16 protein-coding genes are annotated in these 16,247 nt (G+C 70.1%); 5 read left to right on the top strand and 11 right to left on the bottom strand.

All coding sequences use genetic code 11. From position 1 onward, the window contains the following. Positions 1–32: 32 nt before the first annotated feature. Positions 33–800 carry a FadR/GntR family transcriptional regulator gene (locus NQU54_RS05455; protein ID WP_257630018.1) on the bottom strand — a complete coding sequence of 256 codons (768 nt, stop codon included), beginning with the start codon at positions 798–800 and terminating at the stop codon, positions 33–35. After that, positions 797–2,098 (bottom strand): amidase, encoded by a 1,302-nt coding sequence (locus tag NQU54_RS05450; protein WP_257630090.1) that lies wholly within the window; start codon positions 2,096–2,098, stop codon positions 797–799. The genes NQU54_RS05455 and NQU54_RS05450 overlap by 4 nt, the downstream gene beginning before the upstream one ends. Between NQU54_RS05450 and NQU54_RS05445 the strand changes: the two genes are divergently transcribed. Next, positions 2,010–2,465 carry an SDR family NAD(P)-dependent oxidoreductase gene (locus NQU54_RS05445; RefSeq protein WP_257630017.1) on the top strand — a complete coding sequence of 152 codons (456 nt, stop codon included), beginning with the start codon at positions 2,010–2,012 and terminating at the stop codon, positions 2,463–2,465. The genes NQU54_RS05450 and NQU54_RS05445 overlap by 89 nt on opposite strands. Before the next feature lie 118 nt (positions 2,466–2,583). On the opposite strand, the gene NQU54_RS05440 is transcribed toward NQU54_RS05445, so the two are convergent. The 7 genes from NQU54_RS05440 to kdgD all read right to left on the bottom strand — a co-directional run bounded on the left by NQU54_RS05440 (position 2,584) and on the right by kdgD (position 10,337). Further along, positions 2,584–3,045, bottom strand: a complete 462-nt coding sequence (locus tag NQU54_RS05440; RefSeq protein ID WP_257630016.1) for a RidA family protein — start codon at positions 3,043–3,045, stop codon at positions 2,584–2,586. A gap of 40 nt (positions 3,046–3,085) precedes the next feature. Continuing rightward, positions 3,086–4,735, bottom strand: a complete 1,650-nt coding sequence (locus NQU54_RS05435) for a M24 family metallopeptidase (RefSeq protein ID WP_257630015.1) — start codon at positions 4,733–4,735, stop codon at positions 3,086–3,088. Between the two features lie 55 nt (positions 4,736–4,790). Then, on the bottom strand, positions 4,791–5,570 hold the full coding sequence (locus NQU54_RS05430) for an ABC transporter ATP-binding protein (protein ID WP_257630014.1): 780 nt from the start codon (positions 5,568–5,570) through the stop codon (positions 4,791–4,793). A 19-nt stretch (positions 5,571–5,589) separates the two neighbouring features. Then, positions 5,590–6,615 carry an ABC transporter substrate-binding protein gene (locus NQU54_RS05425; RefSeq protein WP_257630013.1) on the bottom strand — a complete coding sequence of 342 codons (1,026 nt, stop codon included), beginning with the start codon at positions 6,613–6,615 and terminating at the stop codon, positions 5,590–5,592. A gap of 21 nt (positions 6,616–6,636) precedes the next feature. After that, the gene (locus tag NQU54_RS05420; RefSeq protein ID WP_257630012.1) at positions 6,637–7,497 is read right to left on the bottom strand and encodes an ABC transporter permease; all 861 of its coding nucleotides are present in this window, start codon (positions 7,495–7,497) and stop codon (positions 6,637–6,639) included. Between the two features lie 256 nt (positions 7,498–7,753). After that, positions 7,754–9,376, bottom strand: coding sequence for an aldehyde dehydrogenase (NADP(+)) (locus NQU54_RS05415; RefSeq protein WP_257630011.1), 1,623 nt, complete (start codon positions 9,374–9,376; stop codon positions 7,754–7,756). A gap of 34 nt (positions 9,377–9,410) precedes the next feature. Continuing rightward, entirely contained in the window at positions 9,411–10,337 is a 927-nt protein-coding gene (kdgD, locus tag NQU54_RS05410; RefSeq protein ID WP_257630010.1) for a 5-dehydro-4-deoxyglucarate dehydratase, read from the bottom strand. A 108-nt stretch (positions 10,338–10,445) separates the two neighbouring features. Here kdgD and NQU54_RS05405 point away from each other — a divergent pair, with 108 nt between their 5' ends. Continuing rightward, positions 10,446–11,348, top strand: a complete 903-nt coding sequence (locus NQU54_RS05405) for a LysR family transcriptional regulator (protein WP_257630009.1) — start codon at positions 10,446–10,448, stop codon at positions 11,346–11,348. 386 nt (positions 11,349–11,734) lie between these two features. Here NQU54_RS05405 and NQU54_RS05400 read toward each other — a convergent pair whose 3' ends face one another. Continuing rightward, positions 11,735–12,622, bottom strand: coding sequence for an NAD(P)H-binding protein (locus NQU54_RS05400; protein WP_257630008.1), 888 nt, complete (start codon positions 12,620–12,622; stop codon positions 11,735–11,737). An 81-nt stretch (positions 12,623–12,703) separates the two neighbouring features. Here NQU54_RS05400 and NQU54_RS05395 point away from each other — a divergent pair, with 81 nt between their 5' ends. Next, positions 12,704–13,609, top strand: coding sequence for an AraC family transcriptional regulator (locus NQU54_RS05395; RefSeq protein ID WP_257630007.1), 906 nt, complete (start codon positions 12,704–12,706; stop codon positions 13,607–13,609). 415 nt (positions 13,610–14,024) lie between these two features. Beyond that, positions 14,025–14,243, top strand: a complete 219-nt coding sequence (locus NQU54_RS05390) for an ATP-binding protein (RefSeq protein ID WP_257630006.1) — start codon at positions 14,025–14,027, stop codon at positions 14,241–14,243. A gap of 18 nt (positions 14,244–14,261) precedes the next feature. Here the strand turns inward: NQU54_RS05390 and NQU54_RS05385 are convergent, their stop codons facing one another. After that, on the bottom strand, positions 14,262–15,062 hold the full coding sequence (locus NQU54_RS05385; RefSeq protein WP_372505800.1) for a TSUP family transporter: 801 nt from the start codon (positions 15,060–15,062) through the stop codon (positions 14,262–14,264). A 96-nt stretch (positions 15,063–15,158) separates the two neighbouring features. Here NQU54_RS05385 and NQU54_RS05380 point away from each other — a divergent pair, with 96 nt between their 5' ends. Next, the gene (locus NQU54_RS05380) at positions 15,159–15,956 is read left to right on the top strand and encodes an AraC family transcriptional regulator (RefSeq protein ID WP_257630004.1); all 798 of its coding nucleotides are present in this window, start codon (positions 15,159–15,161) and stop codon (positions 15,954–15,956) included. Positions 15,957–16,247 lie beyond the last annotated feature (291 nt).

The raw sequence follows: 16,247 nt of genomic DNA, 5'->3' as shown, positions 1-16,247 counted from the left end.
GGCCTCCCGCGCCAGGCGGGAGGGGCCGGGGGTCAGCTCTCCTCGTCGTCCACGAGCGCGAGCAGCGGCCCCCGCTCGTTCTCCGGGACGTAGCCGGCGTAGTACTCGTAGAGTTTGCGCCGCGAGATGCGCGCCGCCGCCCGGCCGTCCCCTGCCCGGATCGCCTCCAGCACCTCCTGATGGTGGCGGAGCGACTCCCGCATGAGCGCCGCGCTGTTGTGCGCATGGGCGACCTTGTCCGAGATCAGCGCGAGGACCGCGCCCCTGACCACCTGGTTGCAGACCTCGATGAGGGAGTTGCGGCTGGCGACGGCCACCGCCTCGTGGAACGCCACGTCGGCCTTGCCGAACTCCTCGTAACCCGCCTCGATCGCATCCGACATGACGGCGATCGTCCGTTCCATCACGGACAGTTCCTCCTCGGACCGCAGCCGGGCCGCCAGCGAGCTCGCCGACCCGTCGAGGATCATGCGGAACGAGATCAACTCGGCCATCGACACATTGTCGAACTGGACGAGCCGGGTCATCTGCTTGGTCAGGCCGGCCGACGAGAAGGGCAGGATCTCCGGGCCGTTCGGGTCACCCGGGCGGGAGCGGACGAGGCCGTCGCTCTCCAGCACGCGCAACGCCTCGCGCACCGTGGGACGGCTGGCCCCGAACTGCGTCACCAACTCCCGCTCGCTGGGCAGCCGTTGACCGGGCTTGAGGTCACCGCGCACGATCGCCTGCTCGATCTGCTCGACGATGCGCTGGTAGAGCCGTACCGGCAAGACCTGCCGGAACTGTGCCCCGTCGCTCAAGGCTTCTCCCCTTCGGGCGTGGTCGATGTCGTCTTCTCCCCCGTGGGCGCCCCATGGGTGTGGTCCGGCCAGCGCGGGACCGCCTCGGCAGGCCGGCTCCGTTCGTACCACGCCGCCGCCCTCAAGACGCCGGGGTCGTCGAAACGGCGGCCCGCGATCTGCACCCCGATGGGCCGGCGGTCCGCCGTGAAGCCGCAGTTGACGGTCGCGGCCGGCTGGCCCGACATGTTGTACGGCGCGGTGAAGCCGATGTGGGCCATGGTCTTCTCGTCCTCCGGGAAGGGCATCGGCCGCTCGGCGGGGAACGCCGCCACCGGCGCCACCGGCGAGAGCACCAGATCGTAGGGGAGCGTGGCCGCCACGGTCCGCGCCTGGATGCGCATGACCTGCTGGTAGCACTGGAGAACCCGGGTGCCCGGCACATCGGCGCCGCCCTGACACCATCGGATGATGTGGGGGTGGACGCGCAGCCGGGCCTCGGGCTCCAGCGCGCGGAAGTCGTTCCAGGACCGCACCCGCCAGAACAGATCCAGGTCGTCCAGGAGCTCTTGGGTCATAAACGGCCCGACCGGCTCCACGACGGCTCCCGCCGCCTCGAAGACCGCGGCGGCACGGTGCACCGCGGCGAGGATCTCGGCGTCGCACGACTCCCCGCAGCCGGCGTCCAGGTGCACTCCCACCCGCAGTCCGCGCACCTCGCCGTCCAGCGCCGACCAGTCGATGTCCTGCGGCGGCAGGCTCGTCCAGTCCCGGGGGTCCGGTCGGCTCAGGACGCCCATGAACAGGGCCGCGTCCGCCACGGTGCGGGTCACGGGCCCGGCGGCACGCCCCAGGTACGGGGTGTCCAGCGGGATCCTCCCGTAGCTGGGCTTGAGCGTGGCGAGGCCCAGCCAGGTGCCCGGCAGCCGGATCGATCCTCCGATGTCGGTGCCGACGTGGAGCGGACCGTATCCCCCGGCGGCCGCGGCCCCCGCGCCGGAGCTGGAGCCGCCCGTCGTCCAGTCAGGGTTCCAGGGGCTGCGCGAAATGCCGTGCCGGCTGGAGACGCCCGAGGAGAGCATGCCCCAGTCCGGCATCACGGTCGATCCGAGTATCACACCGCCGGATTCGAGGACCCGCGCGGTGATGGGCGCGTCCGCCTCGGGGACGACCGGTTCGGTCCCCGCGTTGCCCGAGGGCATCGGGACCCCCTTGCGGGCGACGTTCTCCTTGAGCGTCACGGGCACGCCGTCGATGGGCCCGAGCGGTTCCCCTGTCGCCCATCGCGCTTCGCTGGCCGAACGCGGCGCGGGAAGCATCATCGGCTTCAGCTCGATCCGCGCGGTGGCCGTCGAGCCGGGCCAGGGAGTGTACGCGGCCACGAAGGCGGGCCTCGTCCAGCTGCTGCGGACCGCGGCGGCCGAGCTGGGTCCGTCGGGCGTGCGGGTGAACGCCATCGCCCCGGGCGTCGTGGAGACACCACTGACCGCGCAGATCAGGGCGGTGCCGGAGTGGTCGGATGCCTACGCCGACAAGAGCGCCCTGGGCCGCTGGTCCCGGGCGGACGAGTTGGCCGGCGCCGTCGTCTACCTCGCGTCGGACGCGTCTTCCTTCGTCACGGGGAGCCAGCTCTTCGTGGACGGAGGCTGGACGGCGATCGACGGACGCTATACTCCGCCCAGCTGACCGGACGTCGCATACGCTCCGGATCGGGAGCCGCCTCGCCGGCCTTCGTCTCCGCACCTCGATGATCGGATCAAGGACCTCCCACGGGCCGGTCCTTGATCACAACCAAATACGCTTCCTAACCGCGGATGGCGATCGTGGCGTCGAGTTCCACCAGCGCGCCCTGCGGCAGCACATGGGCCGGCAAGGCGGTTCGAGCGTGACGGCCCGCGTCGCCCAGGACGTCGAGCAACAGCCGCGAAGCCCCGTCGATCACCGACGGCTGGTCCACGAAGGTGGGTGAACTCGTGGCCCACGCGTTGAGCTTCAGTATCCGCTCCACATTGTCGAGGCCGACCGCGTCGTCCACCCGCGCCAGGAGGTTGAGCGCGGCGGTTCTCGCGGCGGTCACCCCGTCGGCCACGGTGGCATCGGCTCCCAAGCAGCCCCGTAGGATCTCGCCCGAGGCGGTCCGTGAGATCTGGCCGGACACGAAGAGCAGATCGCCCCATCGGGAGGTCGCCTCGTACGCGTAGCGGGGCGCACCGAGCACCGGAAGCTCGATGGACAGCGCCGTGAGGCGCTCCTGCACATCAGTCATGTCGCATCCCAGTTCAACGAGTCGGACGAGTGAACAGCCGTCATCGCTTGCTCAGGATGTAGGTGCGGTCGCGTCCGATGTACCAGAGATCCTCGGTGCCGATCGCCGCGTTCTCGTAGCGCCAAGGGATCTCGGCGGCGCCGTACGAACCGACCCCGAGGATGTGCTTGTAGCCGGGCCGGAGCTCGTTGGCGAACGACTCCTGCTTGCCCATGAGGTGGCCGACGTTGCGCTTGCGGTACTCCGTGTTGAAGTCGACGTCCGTCCCGAGCATCCCGATCTGGACCATCCGGTCGAGGTGCGGCGCCAGGTAGCGCAAGGTCCCCTCATGTACGTCCTCGCACACCACACCGGGCTTGAGCTGCCCGATGATGCCCTCACGCACCACGTCGAAGAAGAAGCCGTACGCCTCCTTCGCGGCCGCGGTGCGGGGCAGCGAGCGGGCCATGTCGGAGGTGGCGACGTTGACCCCGTCGAACACGATGCGCACACCGGCGTCGAGCTGGATGCATGTCGTCTCGTCGTTGATCGGGTAGTCCACCGGCGGGCCGGGGAAGAGCATCCGGTTCGACGAGTGGAGGTTGGTGAAGTACGGCTCGATACCGAAGGGGATCTCGTTCACCGTGCGGAACTCGGCGATCTTCTTGAGGTACACCGCGTTGATGTCGAGCTCGGTGAACGAACGGCCGGCGTCGAGACCCTCCTCCGCCCAGGCCAGCGCCTCCTCGATGGCGAACACGCTCGCCCGCGCGGCGACGACCTGGAAGGCGAGGTCCTCGTGGTCGCGGATGTCCCGCCAGTGGCCGAGGTCTGCCGAGACCGGAACCAGTTCCGCTCCCTCGCGCTCGAGCTCGCGGGCCAGGCCGACGCTGATCCACTCGTCCTCGACCCCGGTCCGTACGCCACCGGCCAGAGCCCGGACGGCGGCGCCGATGGACGGGAACTGGCCGATGGCCGCCCCGGAGACCCCGGAGGTTCCCTCGGGCGCCAGCACGATCAGCTTGTCCGAACCGGCCAGCCACAGGCCGACCGCGCCATCCGGCTGCGCCAACCCGGTCGCCTCGGTGAAGTTGGGGGGCGCGGCGAGGAGCAGCGCGTCGAGAGAGCGGTCCCCGACGAGCGTCTTCAGCGCCGAGAACCGGCTGTCCGCACCGGCGGTGAACTCCTCCGCCAGACCGGAGAGGTGTTCGACGTTCTCGATGAGCCGCCGCGCGGTGCGGACGCCCGTCTCGCGCCACCCCGCGAACCTCGCCAAGACTTCCTCGAGGTCGAGCTCGTATGCGGTGACGGCGGTGGGGTCCTGGTCGGCGACGACGAGCTCGACGGAGCCGGAGAGCGCGCGGTAGTGGCTGTAGACGACGTCGGCGGCGAGGCTCACCGCGGCGCCGCCGGAGAGTTCCTGCACCAGGCTCGTCAGGGACGCCGAGGCGGGGGTGTCGGCGACGACCCGGGGGTCGATCGTGACCCAGGGAGCGTAGAACTTGATCTGGTCCTTCGGGACCCCGGCGGAGAGGGCGTTGCCCTGCTCCTGCTGGCGCACGAGCAGGTACTGGCCCTTGTCGGTCTGTGCGATCAACGGTGCGACGAGCGGGTAGGAGTCGAGGCGGATCGCGGAGAACAGGAGGCTCTTGCGTGCGTTGAGTCCGTAGGTCGCTTCGACCTGCGAGGCGTCTGCGGTGAGGCTCAGCATGGGTGCGGTGCTCCTATGATGTCGATTTCGGTGTCGGCGTCCGGGCCTGCGGCGGTCAGCTGATTCCGGTCACGACTCCGATGTGGGATTCGATTTCCGTTGTGTAGTCGGAGAAGGCCGTGGAGAACCGGTGCTCCTTGCCCCGGGGCCGCGGGAAGTCGATCGCGATGTCGGCGACGATCCGGCCGGGGCGGTCGCCGACGACGACCACCCGGTCGCCGAGCCAGACCGCCTCGGAGATGCTGTGGGTCACGAACAGGACGCTGCACCCCGTGGTCTGCCAGATGCGCTGGATCTCGAAGTTCATCGAATCGCGGGTCATGGCGTCGAGCGCGCCGAAGGGTTCGTCCATGAGCAGCAGTTCGGGGCGGGAGACCAGCGCGCGGCAGATGGCCACCCGCTGCTGCATCCCGCCGCTGAGCTCGTAGGAGTAGTGCTTGGCCTTGCCGCCAAGACCCACCATCTCGAGCAGTTCCTGGGCGTAGCGCCGTGACTCGTCGGTGCGGGTGCCGCGGAATTCCAGGGGCAGGAGCACATTGTCGATGTTGTTGCGCCACGGCAGGAGCACGGGGCTCTGGAACACCATCGCGATGTCCTCGATCCCGTCACGGATCGGCCGCCCCTTGACCAGGATTTCGCCCTCGGTGGGCTCCTGGAGGCCGGAGATCGTCTTGAGCAGTGTGGTCTTCCCGCTGCCGGACTGTCCGACGATCGAGACGAACTGTCCCGGCTTCACATGGAAGTCCAGCCCTTTGAGCACCGTGTTGTCTTGGCCGTCCCGGGATCGGTAGGTCTTTCCCACGTTGTTGACCGAGATGGCGTACTCGTTGTTCATGTGATTCTCCGTCCGGCCGTCACGGCGCCTGGATTTTCTCGTTGGCGTGCAGCGGCTCCAGGTAGGAGTTGCTGTACACGTCCTTGGGCGTGAGATTGGCCTCCGGGTTCAGGCCGAGGAACCGACGGGCGACGTCGATCGATTTCTGGGCGCCGGCGTCGTCCATGACGCCGAACTGGTTCGCCGACTTACCGGTGCCCCAGTTGAGACCGCACTGCGCGCGGATCGCGAGGGTGATGGTCCTGGCTTCGTAGCCCGAGACCTCTTTCTGGAAATCCTTCGCGGCGTCGGCCGGGTGCCGGCACGCCCACAGATAGCCCTTCTGCATCGCCCGGTTGAACCGCCGCACCTGCTCGGGATCGTTCTTGAGTTTCTCGTCGGAGACGACGATCCCGTTGCCGTAGAGGTTGATGCCGAGATCGGACCACTTCAGCACGACTGCCTTCCGGCCGAGTGCGTCAATGGCCGGCTGGTCGGAGACATACAGGGCGAGGTTGGCGTCCCACTGCCCGGCCAACAGTCCGGGGATCTTCGATGCGCTCGAGGCGGAGACGACGTTGACATCGCCCTCCTTGAGCCCCAGCTTGCTCATCGCGAACGGCCACATCGCGGTCATCGCACCACCGCCCTCGGTGGCGACTGTCTTGCCCCGGAGGTCGTCCCACCCCTTGATTCCGCTGCCCGCGAGGCCGACGACCGCGTAGGCGGACCTGGCCTGGAGGAGGTTGACCTGCTTGACCTTGACGCCCCTGCCCTGGGCCGTGACCGTGGCGCCGAAGTCCGCCCAGCCGACGTCGACCTTGCCGGTGACGACGGAGGTGACCGTGTTGGTCGAACCGGACCCCGGCATGACCGTGACGTCGAGGCCTTCCTCCTTGAAGAAACCCCGCTCGACAGCCGAGAAGAACGGCGCGTGCTTCGGCAGGTACCCCACGTCGAGCATGAGGGTCATCGAATTCTTCCCGCTGTTGCCCGCGCAGCCCGACACGGACAGGAGGAGCGCCGCCCCGCCGATCGCGGCGATCCTGCGAATCGAGTTACGCATTCGAGTCTCCGATTCCCGCGGTCACTTCGCGTGGTTCTTCCACGGGACCAGCTTTCGTCCCGCGAAGTCGACGATGAAGAACAACGCCAGGGCGATGGCGGCGAGCACGATGAAGGCCGCGAACATCGACGGGAGGTCGACCTGGCTGTTGGCGAGGAGGATGACATATCCCAACCCCTTGGAACCGGCGATGAACTCACCGACGACCGCCCCACCCACAGCGAGCGAGATGGAGATCTTCGCCCCGGAGAAGATCGACGGGATTGCGTAGATGAAATCGATCTTCGTCATCTTCTTCCACGGCGACGCCTTGTTGATCCGTGCGAGTTCTTGCAGTTCGTGGGGTACCGAACTCAGGCCGTCATAGGTGTTGATCACCAGGGGGAAGAACGCGATGGCCATCGCGACGAACGCCTTCGACTCGAAGCCGAACCCGAACCACACGATGAACAGCGGCGCGAGCGCCACCTTGGGGATGGTGTCGATCGCGATGAGCGCGGGGTAGAGGAAACTGCGCACGGTCGGCGAGTAATGCAGCACCGCGCCGCACAGAATCCCGAGCGCGGTGCCGAGCGCGAACCCGGCAAGCGCCTCCTGCAACGTGACCCAGGTGTTGCTCGCGAAGTAGTCGGGCCGCTTGATCAGCTCGTCGAAGGCCGAGATCGGCCCGACCGCCAGGTATTCCGGCGGGCTGAAGATGATCACCACCAGCTGCCACACGACGAAGAGGCCGACGATGCCCGCGACCGCCTTCGCACCAACCACGATCGAGTCACGGCTGAACATTTTCGACTTGGGTATCGCCGGTCCGCCAAGCGCCGCCTCGGGCGGGGACTGACGCAGGCCGTCCGAGCCGACTTCACTGACTTCAGGAGAGGCCATGGCGGGACCTCCCGTCACAGGGCGCGCCGTGCGCGGACAGGGCCGTGGCCACCGGGTGGGGGTACGGGCGCCAACAGGAGCCTGTGGCGGGGAGCGGCGACGCGGCCGGTATCCGGCGCGGCGAGGGGGGCGGCGAGAGCCATCGCGGTGTCATTACGTCCTCACAACATTGGAAGGGTTGCCACTGGGCAGTCGCGGGCATGGCCGGCGGGGCCGGACCTTGGCCAGGTGGATATCGCCTCACCCGGCCGACCGGTCAATCGGCGCTGTCGACGGCGAGCGCGTCTCGACTGGGTTCACCGTCGAGTCGGCGCCACACACCAAGCGGATTTTCGTCACGAACCTCAGCAGGCAACAGCGCGGTCGGCACGTCCTGATAGGCTACGGGCCGCAGAAAACGCTCGATCGCGAGCGTTCCGACGGAAGTACTTCGAGGGTCTGTCGTGGCCGGGAACGGTCCACCGTGCACCATCGCGTGTCCGACCTCCACTCCGGTGGGCCAGCCGTCGAACAGGATCCGGCCCGCTCGCTCCTCCAGGAGCGGCAGCAGCTTCGCGGCGAGTGGATGATCGGCCTCATCGGCGTGCACGGTCGCGGTGAGCTGGCCCTCCAACGTCTCCACCGCCGCGGTCAGCTCCGCGGTGTCCGCGCAGCGGACGAGCAGCGATGTCGCGCCGAAGACCTCGGCCTGTAGCGCCGGATCGGCGGCGAACCGAGCACCGTCGACGGTCAGCAGCCGGGCGCGGCCACAAGCCGCGCTGTCGGGCCGGCTGCCACGTGCGAACTCATCGACGCCGTCCCGGGCCGCGAGGGCGTCACCGGCGGCGGCGTAGTGGTCGGCGATGCCCGTGGTGAGCATGGTGGCTCCGGCGTCGGCGGCGACGGCGTCGGCCGCGGCCCTCGTGAACGTGTCGAGGCCCGGTCCTTCGATGGCGAGCACCAGACCGGGGTTGGTGCAGAACTGCCCGGCGCCGAGCGTCAGCGATCCGGCGAACGCGGCGCCCAGCCCGGCGCCGCGGGATTCGAGCGCCGCGGGTAGCAGCAGCACGGGATTGATGCTGCTCATCTCCGCGTACACCGGGATCGGCACCGGCCGATCCGCCGCCATGGCCGCGATCGCCAGCCCGCCTTCGCGGGACCCGGTGAAACCCACGGCACGGATCCTCGGATCTCTGACGAGTCGGGCGCCCACCTCGGTCCCACCGCCGACGAGCTGGGAAAACACCCCCTCGGGCATACCCGTGTCAGCCGCCGCCTCGGCGATCGTCCGCGCCACCAGCTCCGCGGTACCCAGATGCGCCTGATGCGCCTTGACGACCACCGGGCACCCGGCGGCCAGCGCGGATGCCGTGTCGCCCCCGGCGGTGGAGAAGGCCAGTGGGAAGTTGCTCGCGCCGAACACCGCGACCGGACCGAGCGCGATCCGGCGCTGCCGGATATCGGCGCGCGGGAGCGGTTCGCGGTTGAGCCGTGCCGGATCGATGCGGGCACCCTGCCAGGTGCCGGCCCGCAGCTCCGCGGCGAACAGGCGCAGCTGACCGCTGGTGCGACCGACTTCGCCGGTGAGCCGCGGACGAGGCAGCGCGGTCTCGGTGTGGGCGCACTCGACCAGTGAATCCCGACGCTCGTCGAGCAGATCGGCGATGCGCTCGAGGAATCCGGCACGCCGCTCGGCAGTGGTCGCCCGAAAAGCCGTGAATGCCTGCTTTGCCAGTGCGCATGCCCGCTCGATGTGCTCGACCGACGCCGCGCGGTAGCCAGGATCGAGAGCCTCGCCGGTACGGGGATCGACGGACCGGATCTCCTCACCCGTGCCGATGACGGGTTCGGCTCCGATGACCATGACACCGGCAGGGCTGGTCCGGGGGAGAGCGGACACGAGTGGCTCCTTGCGCTTCATCGGATCGGTGGCGTCAGACGACGGCGGTGCGCGATGCCTCGATGACATCGGCCAACAGTTCACGCTCGGGATCGTCCAGATCGGTCAGCGGCGGCCGCACCGGACCGGCCGGATGTCCAGCCAGATCCATACCGGCCTTGACGATACTCACCGCGTAGCCCGCCTTACGGTCACGAATCGTGGTGTAAGGCAGCACGACCTCGTCGAGCAGCCGGCGCACCGTCGTCCGGTCCCCCGCCCGCACCGCGCCGTAGAAGGCCAGGGCGAACTCGGGCAGGAAGTTGAAGATCGCCGAACTGTAGGTCGTGACACCCAACTCCAGGTACGGCAGCGCGAACGTCTCCGCCGTCGGCAGCCCGCCGATGTAGACCAAGCGGTCGCCGAGACGCGAGTGGATCCGGGTGATCTCCTCCAGATCACCGACACCGTCCTTGAATCCGATCAGATTGGGGCAGGTGTCGGCGACCGCGGCCACGGTGTCCGATGTGTACACGGCATTCGCACGGCTGTAGAGCACCACGCCCAGCGAAGTGGATTCGCAGACCGCGCGCACATGAGCGGTGAGGCCGTCCGCGGATGCCTCGGTGAGGTAGGGCGGGAACAGCAGCAGGCCGTCGGCGCCGGCCGCCTCGGCGTCGCGGGCCATCTCGACCGCCTGCGCTGTGCCGTGTCCGGCCGGGGCGAGGATCGGGGTGCCCTTGGGCGCGCTGCCGACGGCGGCTCGGACCACGGTGCCGACTTCCTGCGGGGTCAGGGAGAAGAACTCCCCCGTCCCGCCGGCGGCGAACAGACCGGCGATCTCGTACTTGCCCAGGCGGCCGATGTTCTCCCGGTAGGCGGCCTCGTCGAACGCCAGGTCACGGGTGAAGTGGGTGACGGGAAACGACAGCAGCCCGGAGCCGAGGCGGTCGGCAAGCTCGGTCGGGGTAAAGGCGCGCATTAACGTTTCCTCCCGGGAAGTACAGGACAGCGACTGCGAGAACCATAGGAACCAAAACGATGCACGTCCAACACTTCTTTGGGATCAACCAATACCTATAATGGATCGATGTTTACGCTGAGCCAGCTTGAGAGCTTCGTCGCCGTCGCCGAGACACTGCACTACGGTCGCGCGGCGGAACGGCTGTCGATGACCCAGCCCCCGCTGTCCCGGCGGATCCAACTGCTGGAGCGCGAACTGGACGTCGAGCTGTTCGACCGGATCGGTCGCTCCGTCCGGCTCACCGCGGCCGGACGGGCGTTCCTGAGCGACGCCCGGCGCATTCTCGGGCTGTCCGAGCAGGCGGCGCTGTCGGTGCGCCGGGTGCCCGCGGGCGAGATCGGGACAGTGGCACTGGGTTTCACGGCGTCCTCGGCGCACTCGGTGCTCGACGACATCGTCGGCGGCATTCACACCCGGCTGCCGGGCGTCGATCTGGTGCTGCGTGAACGGGTGTCCGGAAGACAGATGGAGGAGCTGCACTCCGGGGAACTGGACCTGGGCCTCGTCCGTCCCCCGGTCCCCGGCACCGGGCTCGAGCACCGCCCGCTGCACCGGGAAGCCCTGCTGGCCGCGATCCCGGCCGGGCACCCGCTGGCCGCGCCGGACCGGGTGCCGCACGTGCGCGACCTCGACGGCGAGCCGTTCGTGATGTACTCACCGGCCGAGGCCCGCTACTTCTACGAGGTGCTGGTCGGCGTCTTCCGCGGCGCCGGGATCGCGCCCTGGTACGTACACCACCTCAGCCAGGTGCACACGATCCTGGCACTGGTGCGGGCCGGGTTGGGGCTCGCGCTGGTACCCCGGGCAGCCGAGGAGCTCGGGCTGGACGGCGTCGTGCTGCGCCCGGTGGTCGGCGTCGAGGGCGCGCCGGTCGAACTCGTCGCCGCCTGGCGGGCGAACGACGACAGCCCGGCCCTGCACGCCGTCCGGGACCTTGTGATCGACCTGGCCGGCCGAGGCTTCTCCTGACGGCCGCGTCCGGGCGGGCGGAGGCCAAGGGCGAACTGCTCTATGACCGGGCCGCCGCCCGTCCGCCCGCCGTGGCCGAGTTCGACGGCATCACGGGTACCGCGATTACGCCCGGAGGCCGTCCCTCGACGAGAGCCCAAGCGGAGGCCGAGCGGAGGCCGGCCCTGGTCAGTCGGCGATCCGGTCAGACGGCACCGGTCGCGGTCAGATAGATCAACACAAGGTTGAGCGCAACGATGATGGCGGTCACGAGCGTGGCAGCCACGATGACCAGAGGCCGATTCGCGTAGGAGCCCCTGACGCTGCGGTCTTGGCAACTCCCACGCACGGAGGTTAGGCCGCTTCCTGCCTGAAGCGAGGTTCTGGAGCCCATGGTGCCGCGTCCGTCAAGCCGGCGGCGCCGTGGATGCGCGCGGGGTCGAAGGCAACGCCGTCGTCACGCTGTGGGGGGGCTGTGCTCCCTGAATCGCCTCGGCGAAGGTCCGTGGTGGGCGGCCGAGGGCGCGTTGCACACCGTCGGACACGTGCGCGTCCTTTCCCAGACGGAGTGATTCGGCCACGTTGGCGAACGCTTCGGCGTCCGTGGCCGGTACGTCCTGCTTCACGAGCTCGGCGACGTACTCCCGCCTCGACAGCGGCATGTAGCGGATGGTGCGGCCCGTGGCCTCGGAGAGGATGGCGGCCGCTTCGGTGAGCGTCACCGCGCTGGGGCCGGACAGCTCGTAGGTCTGGCCCGTGTGGCCATCCTCGGTGAGGGCGGTGACCACCACTGCGGCGACGTCGTCGGCGTCGAGGAAACTGGCGGCGCCGTCACCGGCGGGCAGGCGCAGCTCACCGGCGCGGACGGCGTCGGCGTAGATGCCTTCGGTGAAGGTCTGCGCGAACCAGCCGGGGCGGCTGATCGTCCACTCCAGCCCGCTGTCGCGTACGGCGGCCTCGCTGTCGAGCGCCGCGTCCCGGATGTCGCCGCTCCCTTGGATGTAGTCGGGATCGTCGAGGCCGCGGCCCGAGGCCAGGACGATGCGCCGCACTCCGTGGCGCACCGCGCTGTCGAGGAACGGGCGAACGAGCCTGCTGCCGTTGAGCTGCACGAGGTAGAGCGCGCGTACGCCGTCGAGTGCGGCGTCCCAGGTGCCGGAGTCGGTCCAGTCGAAGGGGTGCTCGCCGGTGCGGGACGCCGCGCGCACCGGTATCCCGCGGGCACGCAGACGGGCGACGACGCGGCGACCGGACTTGCCGGTGGCCCCGGTGACGAGGATCGGTTGTGGGTTCATGCCCCGAGCCAACCGGGACGGGACGCGATCATCCATGCTCTGGACGATCCGACCGATGTCACGACGTCTACACTCGGGACGGTGGATGCCGTATCCGAGCTGCTGGCGGATGTGTGGGGCCGCGGTGCGGTGTTCCGGCCGACGGTCCTGCGGCCGCCCTGGGCGCTGAGGATGTCCACCGACGCCCCACTGATGCTGGCCATGATGCTGCGCGGCCATGCCTGGGTGGCGGTCGACGGGCGGGATCCGGTGCGCATCGCCGAGGGCGACATCGCCGTCGTGCGTGGCGACGTGCCCCACGTCGTGGCCGACGCCCCGTCACCGGCTCTGTCATCGGGCCCGACATGGACGATCACCGCGGCCGACTACTGCCCCGGCGGCACGGGGCCCACGCGCTCCTGCGGCAGGCGGGACGACGACCTCGACGACGGTCCCGTGCTGCTCAGCGGCGCGTTCGAACGCCGAGGCGGTCTCAGCGAACGTCTGCTGCACGCCCTGCCCGCCGTCCTCGTCACGCTGGCCGCCGGGAGCGCGATCCCCTCACCGGAGGCGATGACCGAGGAAGTGACCCGCACCCGGCCGGGGCAGACGCTGGTACTGGAACGGTTGCTGGACCTGATCCTGGTCTCGGCACTGCGTGGGTGGTTCGACGACGCCCCGGGCTGGTGCCGCGCCCTGGACGACCCGTGGGCCGGCACCGCCCTGCGGTTGATGCACGACAGCCCGGCGCACGCGTGGACGGTGGCCGAGCTCGCCGCGAAGACCGGGGTGTCGCGGGCAGCGTTCGCCCGCCGCTTCACGGCGCTGGTCGGCGAGCCCCCGATGACCTACCTGACGAGCTGGCGGATCGCCCTCGCCGCCGACCTGCTGCGCGACACCGACCTGACCGTCGACGCCATCGCCCGGCGGGTCGGCTACTCCGGGGCGTTCGCGTTGAGCGTGGCGTTCAAACGGGTGCGCGGCTCGCGGCCCAGCGACCACCGCTGACCGGCCCTGCCATCAGGGCATTGAACGAGACACCTCAGCGGTAGGGGCGAGCGGCTTCCCGCCGGCGCCCGGTCTTCTTGGCCACGGTCTTCTTCGCGCCCTCCGTCCGGGTCGGTCTTCAGCGGACCGTGGACAAGGTGCTCCGGCCGGCCAGAACCACGCCACGGCATGGCGTTCCCGCGATCACCCGGCCCACCGCCGAGGTGGTCGAGGGCGTGGAGCGCCGCTGGCACGGCACGTTCGCCGCCGAGGGCCGACGGCTGGACTTCGGTGTCGAGCCCGGCGGGGAGAGCCAGCCTGTGGATCCCCGACCGCACCACCGAACAGGTCCTGGACGTCTTGCTGGACAACGCCCTGCGCCACGGCCACGGCGCGGTCGAGGTCACGGCGCGCGACATGGGCGGGTGTGGCCGCCGTGGACGTGTCCGACGAGGGCTCGCTGACGCTCGACCGGCGGACCGTCTTCGAGCGGGGGGCGACCACCTCGCGGGGTGGCAGTGGCATCGGTCTGGCGCCGGCGCGGGAGATAGCCGAGGCGGCCGGGGGCAGGCTCACCCTCGCCCGGTCGGAGCCCACCGCCTTCACCCTGCTGCTGCCGGTCACGGAGCCACCGCAGGCTGCGACCGGCCCGTGACCCGCACCGTCACCGCCGTCACCGTGAGACACCCGACAGCGACATCGCCGCCATCACGACGGTGAGCAGACCCACGTACGCCCAGGCGTAGATCCGGTCGGGGATGCGCGGTGGGCGCCGCCGCAGCGCCCCGATGACCGGCAGGGCACCGGCGAGCAGGGCCGCGGCGGCACCGGCGTCGACGAGGCCCACCAGGTGGACATGCGCACCGGCGGAGGCCGGAAGCGCGGCGCCGCCGAGCGAGACCGCGGTGGCCGGGAGCGCGATGGCCAAGGTGAGGGGGTTGGCCAGCGCGCTCGCCACGTGCATCGTGTGCCCGGCGCGCCTCATCGCGGGGACGGTCATGACGCTGCCCCCGACACCGAGGAAGGCCGCGACCGCGCCGATGGGGGCGCCGAGGACGGCCGGCAGCGGCCGCGGTCCGTCCACCGGCTCCCCGATGTGTGTACGGGGGCGTAGGAAGCCGGGGCGCAGCAGCAGGTCGACGATGGTGATCGCCACATACCCGACGAACAGCCAGAGCACCAGCGCCGGTGGGGCGAGGCGGGTGGCGAGCGCACCGGCCGTGGCACCGGCCGCCAGCAGGAGGACCAGCCCCGTGCTGCCGCGGAGGGCGCCGAGCACACGCCGGGGTGTGACGGCCGTCGCGAACGCCGCGTTCACCACCATCACCAGTGCCGAGGTGGCCGTCGCCACCCGCATCGCGTCCGCGCCGAGCGCGGCGTCCGCCCACACCACCACGGGGACCGCGGCGAACCCGCCGCCGAACCCGAACAACACCGTCGTCACTCCGGTGAGGAGCCCGATCCCGATCAACATCGCAACGTCCACGGGACCACCCCACCAGGGCCGCCACGCTTCCCGCATGCGAAGACCGGCACGATTCCTTCGCGTCCCGGCCAGTACGGTGGTGGGGTGAGAAACGTCCCCCTGGACGCCATCGACCACGTCGAACGGGTCGTCCTGCCGATCGGCACCGACTACCCGCCGGGACACGTACTGGACTGGCACGAGCATCGCCGCGCGCAGTTCCTCTACGGAGCCACCGGGGTCATGGTCGTCGACACCAGCGCCGGCACCTGGACCGTCCCGCCCGAGCGCGCCGTCCTGATCCCGGCCGCCACCCGGCACCGGGTCCGGATGCTGGGGGTGAGCACCCGGAGCCTGTACATCGAGCCGGACGCCGTTCCCTGGTGGCCCGCCACCTGCACGGTCGTGGACGTGCCACCACTGCTGCGCGAACTCCTCATGAGCGCCGTCGAGTTCGAGGCCGACTACAGCCTGTCGGGGCGGGAGGGGTGCATCGCCGCGCTCCTGCTGCACGAGATCGCCGAGCGCACCCCGCTCCCCTTCCACGTCGCGATTCCGCCCTCCAGCGACCTGGCGGAACTGTGCCGGGAGTATCTGGCCGCACCGGACCTCGGCATCACCAACGCGGTCTGGGCCGGCCGGACGGCCCAGAGTGAACGGGCCTTCACCCGGCGCTTCCGCGCGGAGACCGGAGACAGCCCCGCCGTATGGCGGGCCCGCGCCCGCCTGCTCGCGGCCGTCCCCCTGCTGCGCACCGCTACCGTCACCGAGGCCGCCGGCCGTCTCGGCTACGCCTCCCCCGCGGCCTTCACCACCGCCTTCACCCGCGCCTTCGGCCTGCCGCCGTCCCGTTTCACCGCCAGCGGCCAAGGCACTCGCCCCAGCCGCGCCGGACTCGCCTGACAACGCCTGACGACGCCGGACGCGCCTGACGACGCCGGATGTACCTGACGACGCGCCCGGACCGGTCGTGCCAACTCGCATTCGCACAACGCGCCCAGCCACGGCCTCGCTTCTCGGGGAATCCCGGCCACCGGATGGCCTCGCCCGGTTCGACCATGCCCCACGCGACATCGACAGCGACTCCGTGCGACCCGCGCACACGGCACCGAACCGATCCGGGGCACCGCACCTCGACCCGTCTGCCGGGCTCGTTGAATTGCCCGACAAGTGCCTTTCGTTGATCCCAGGACC

This window comes from Streptomyces malaysiensis subsp. samsunensis (assembly GCF_024519315.1).
In the GTDB taxonomy this organism is placed as follows: domain Bacteria; phylum Actinomycetota; class Actinomycetes; order Streptomycetales; family Streptomycetaceae; genus Streptomyces; species Streptomyces malaysiensis.
Note: the sequence above shows the minus strand (reverse complement) of the source record. Positions and strands in the feature narration are given on the sequence as shown.

What these genes read in the sequence shown, in the direction of transcription:
- NQU54_RS05450 (WP_257630090.1), bottom strand. Translation starts at nt 2,098, where the DNA reads ATGCTTCCCGCGCCGCGTTCGGCCAGCGAAGCGCGATGGGCGACAGGG.
- NQU54_RS05440 (WP_257630016.1), bottom strand. Translation starts at nt 3,045, where the DNA reads ATGACTGATGTGCAGGAGCGCCTCACGGCGCTGTCCATCGAGCTTCCG.
- NQU54_RS05435 (WP_257630015.1), bottom strand. Translation starts at nt 4,735, where the DNA reads ATGCTGAGCCTCACCGCAGACGCCTCGCAGGTCGAAGCGACCTACGGA.
- NQU54_RS05430 (WP_257630014.1), bottom strand. Translation starts at nt 5,570, where the DNA reads ATGAACAACGAGTACGCCATCTCGGTCAACAACGTGGGAAAGACCTAC.
- NQU54_RS05425 (WP_257630013.1), bottom strand. Translation starts at nt 6,615, where the DNA reads ATGCGTAACTCGATTCGCAGGATCGCCGCGATCGGCGGGGCGGCGCTC.
- NQU54_RS05420 (WP_257630012.1), bottom strand. Translation starts at nt 7,497, where the DNA reads ATGGCCTCTCCTGAAGTCAGTGAAGTCGGCTCGGACGGCCTGCGTCAG.
- kdgD (WP_257630010.1), bottom strand. Translation starts at nt 10,337, where the DNA reads ATGCGCGCCTTTACCCCGACCGAGCTTGCCGACCGCCTCGGCTCCGGG.
- NQU54_RS05405 (WP_257630009.1), top strand. Translation starts at nt 10,446, where the DNA reads ATGTTTACGCTGAGCCAGCTTGAGAGCTTCGTCGCCGTCGCCGAGACA.
- NQU54_RS05400 (WP_257630008.1), bottom strand. Translation starts at nt 12,622, where the DNA reads ATGAACCCACAACCGATCCTCGTCACCGGGGCCACCGGCAAGTCCGGT.
- NQU54_RS05385 (WP_372505800.1), bottom strand. Translation starts at nt 15,062, where the DNA reads ATGTTGATCGGGATCGGGCTCCTCACCGGAGTGACGACGGTGTTGTTC.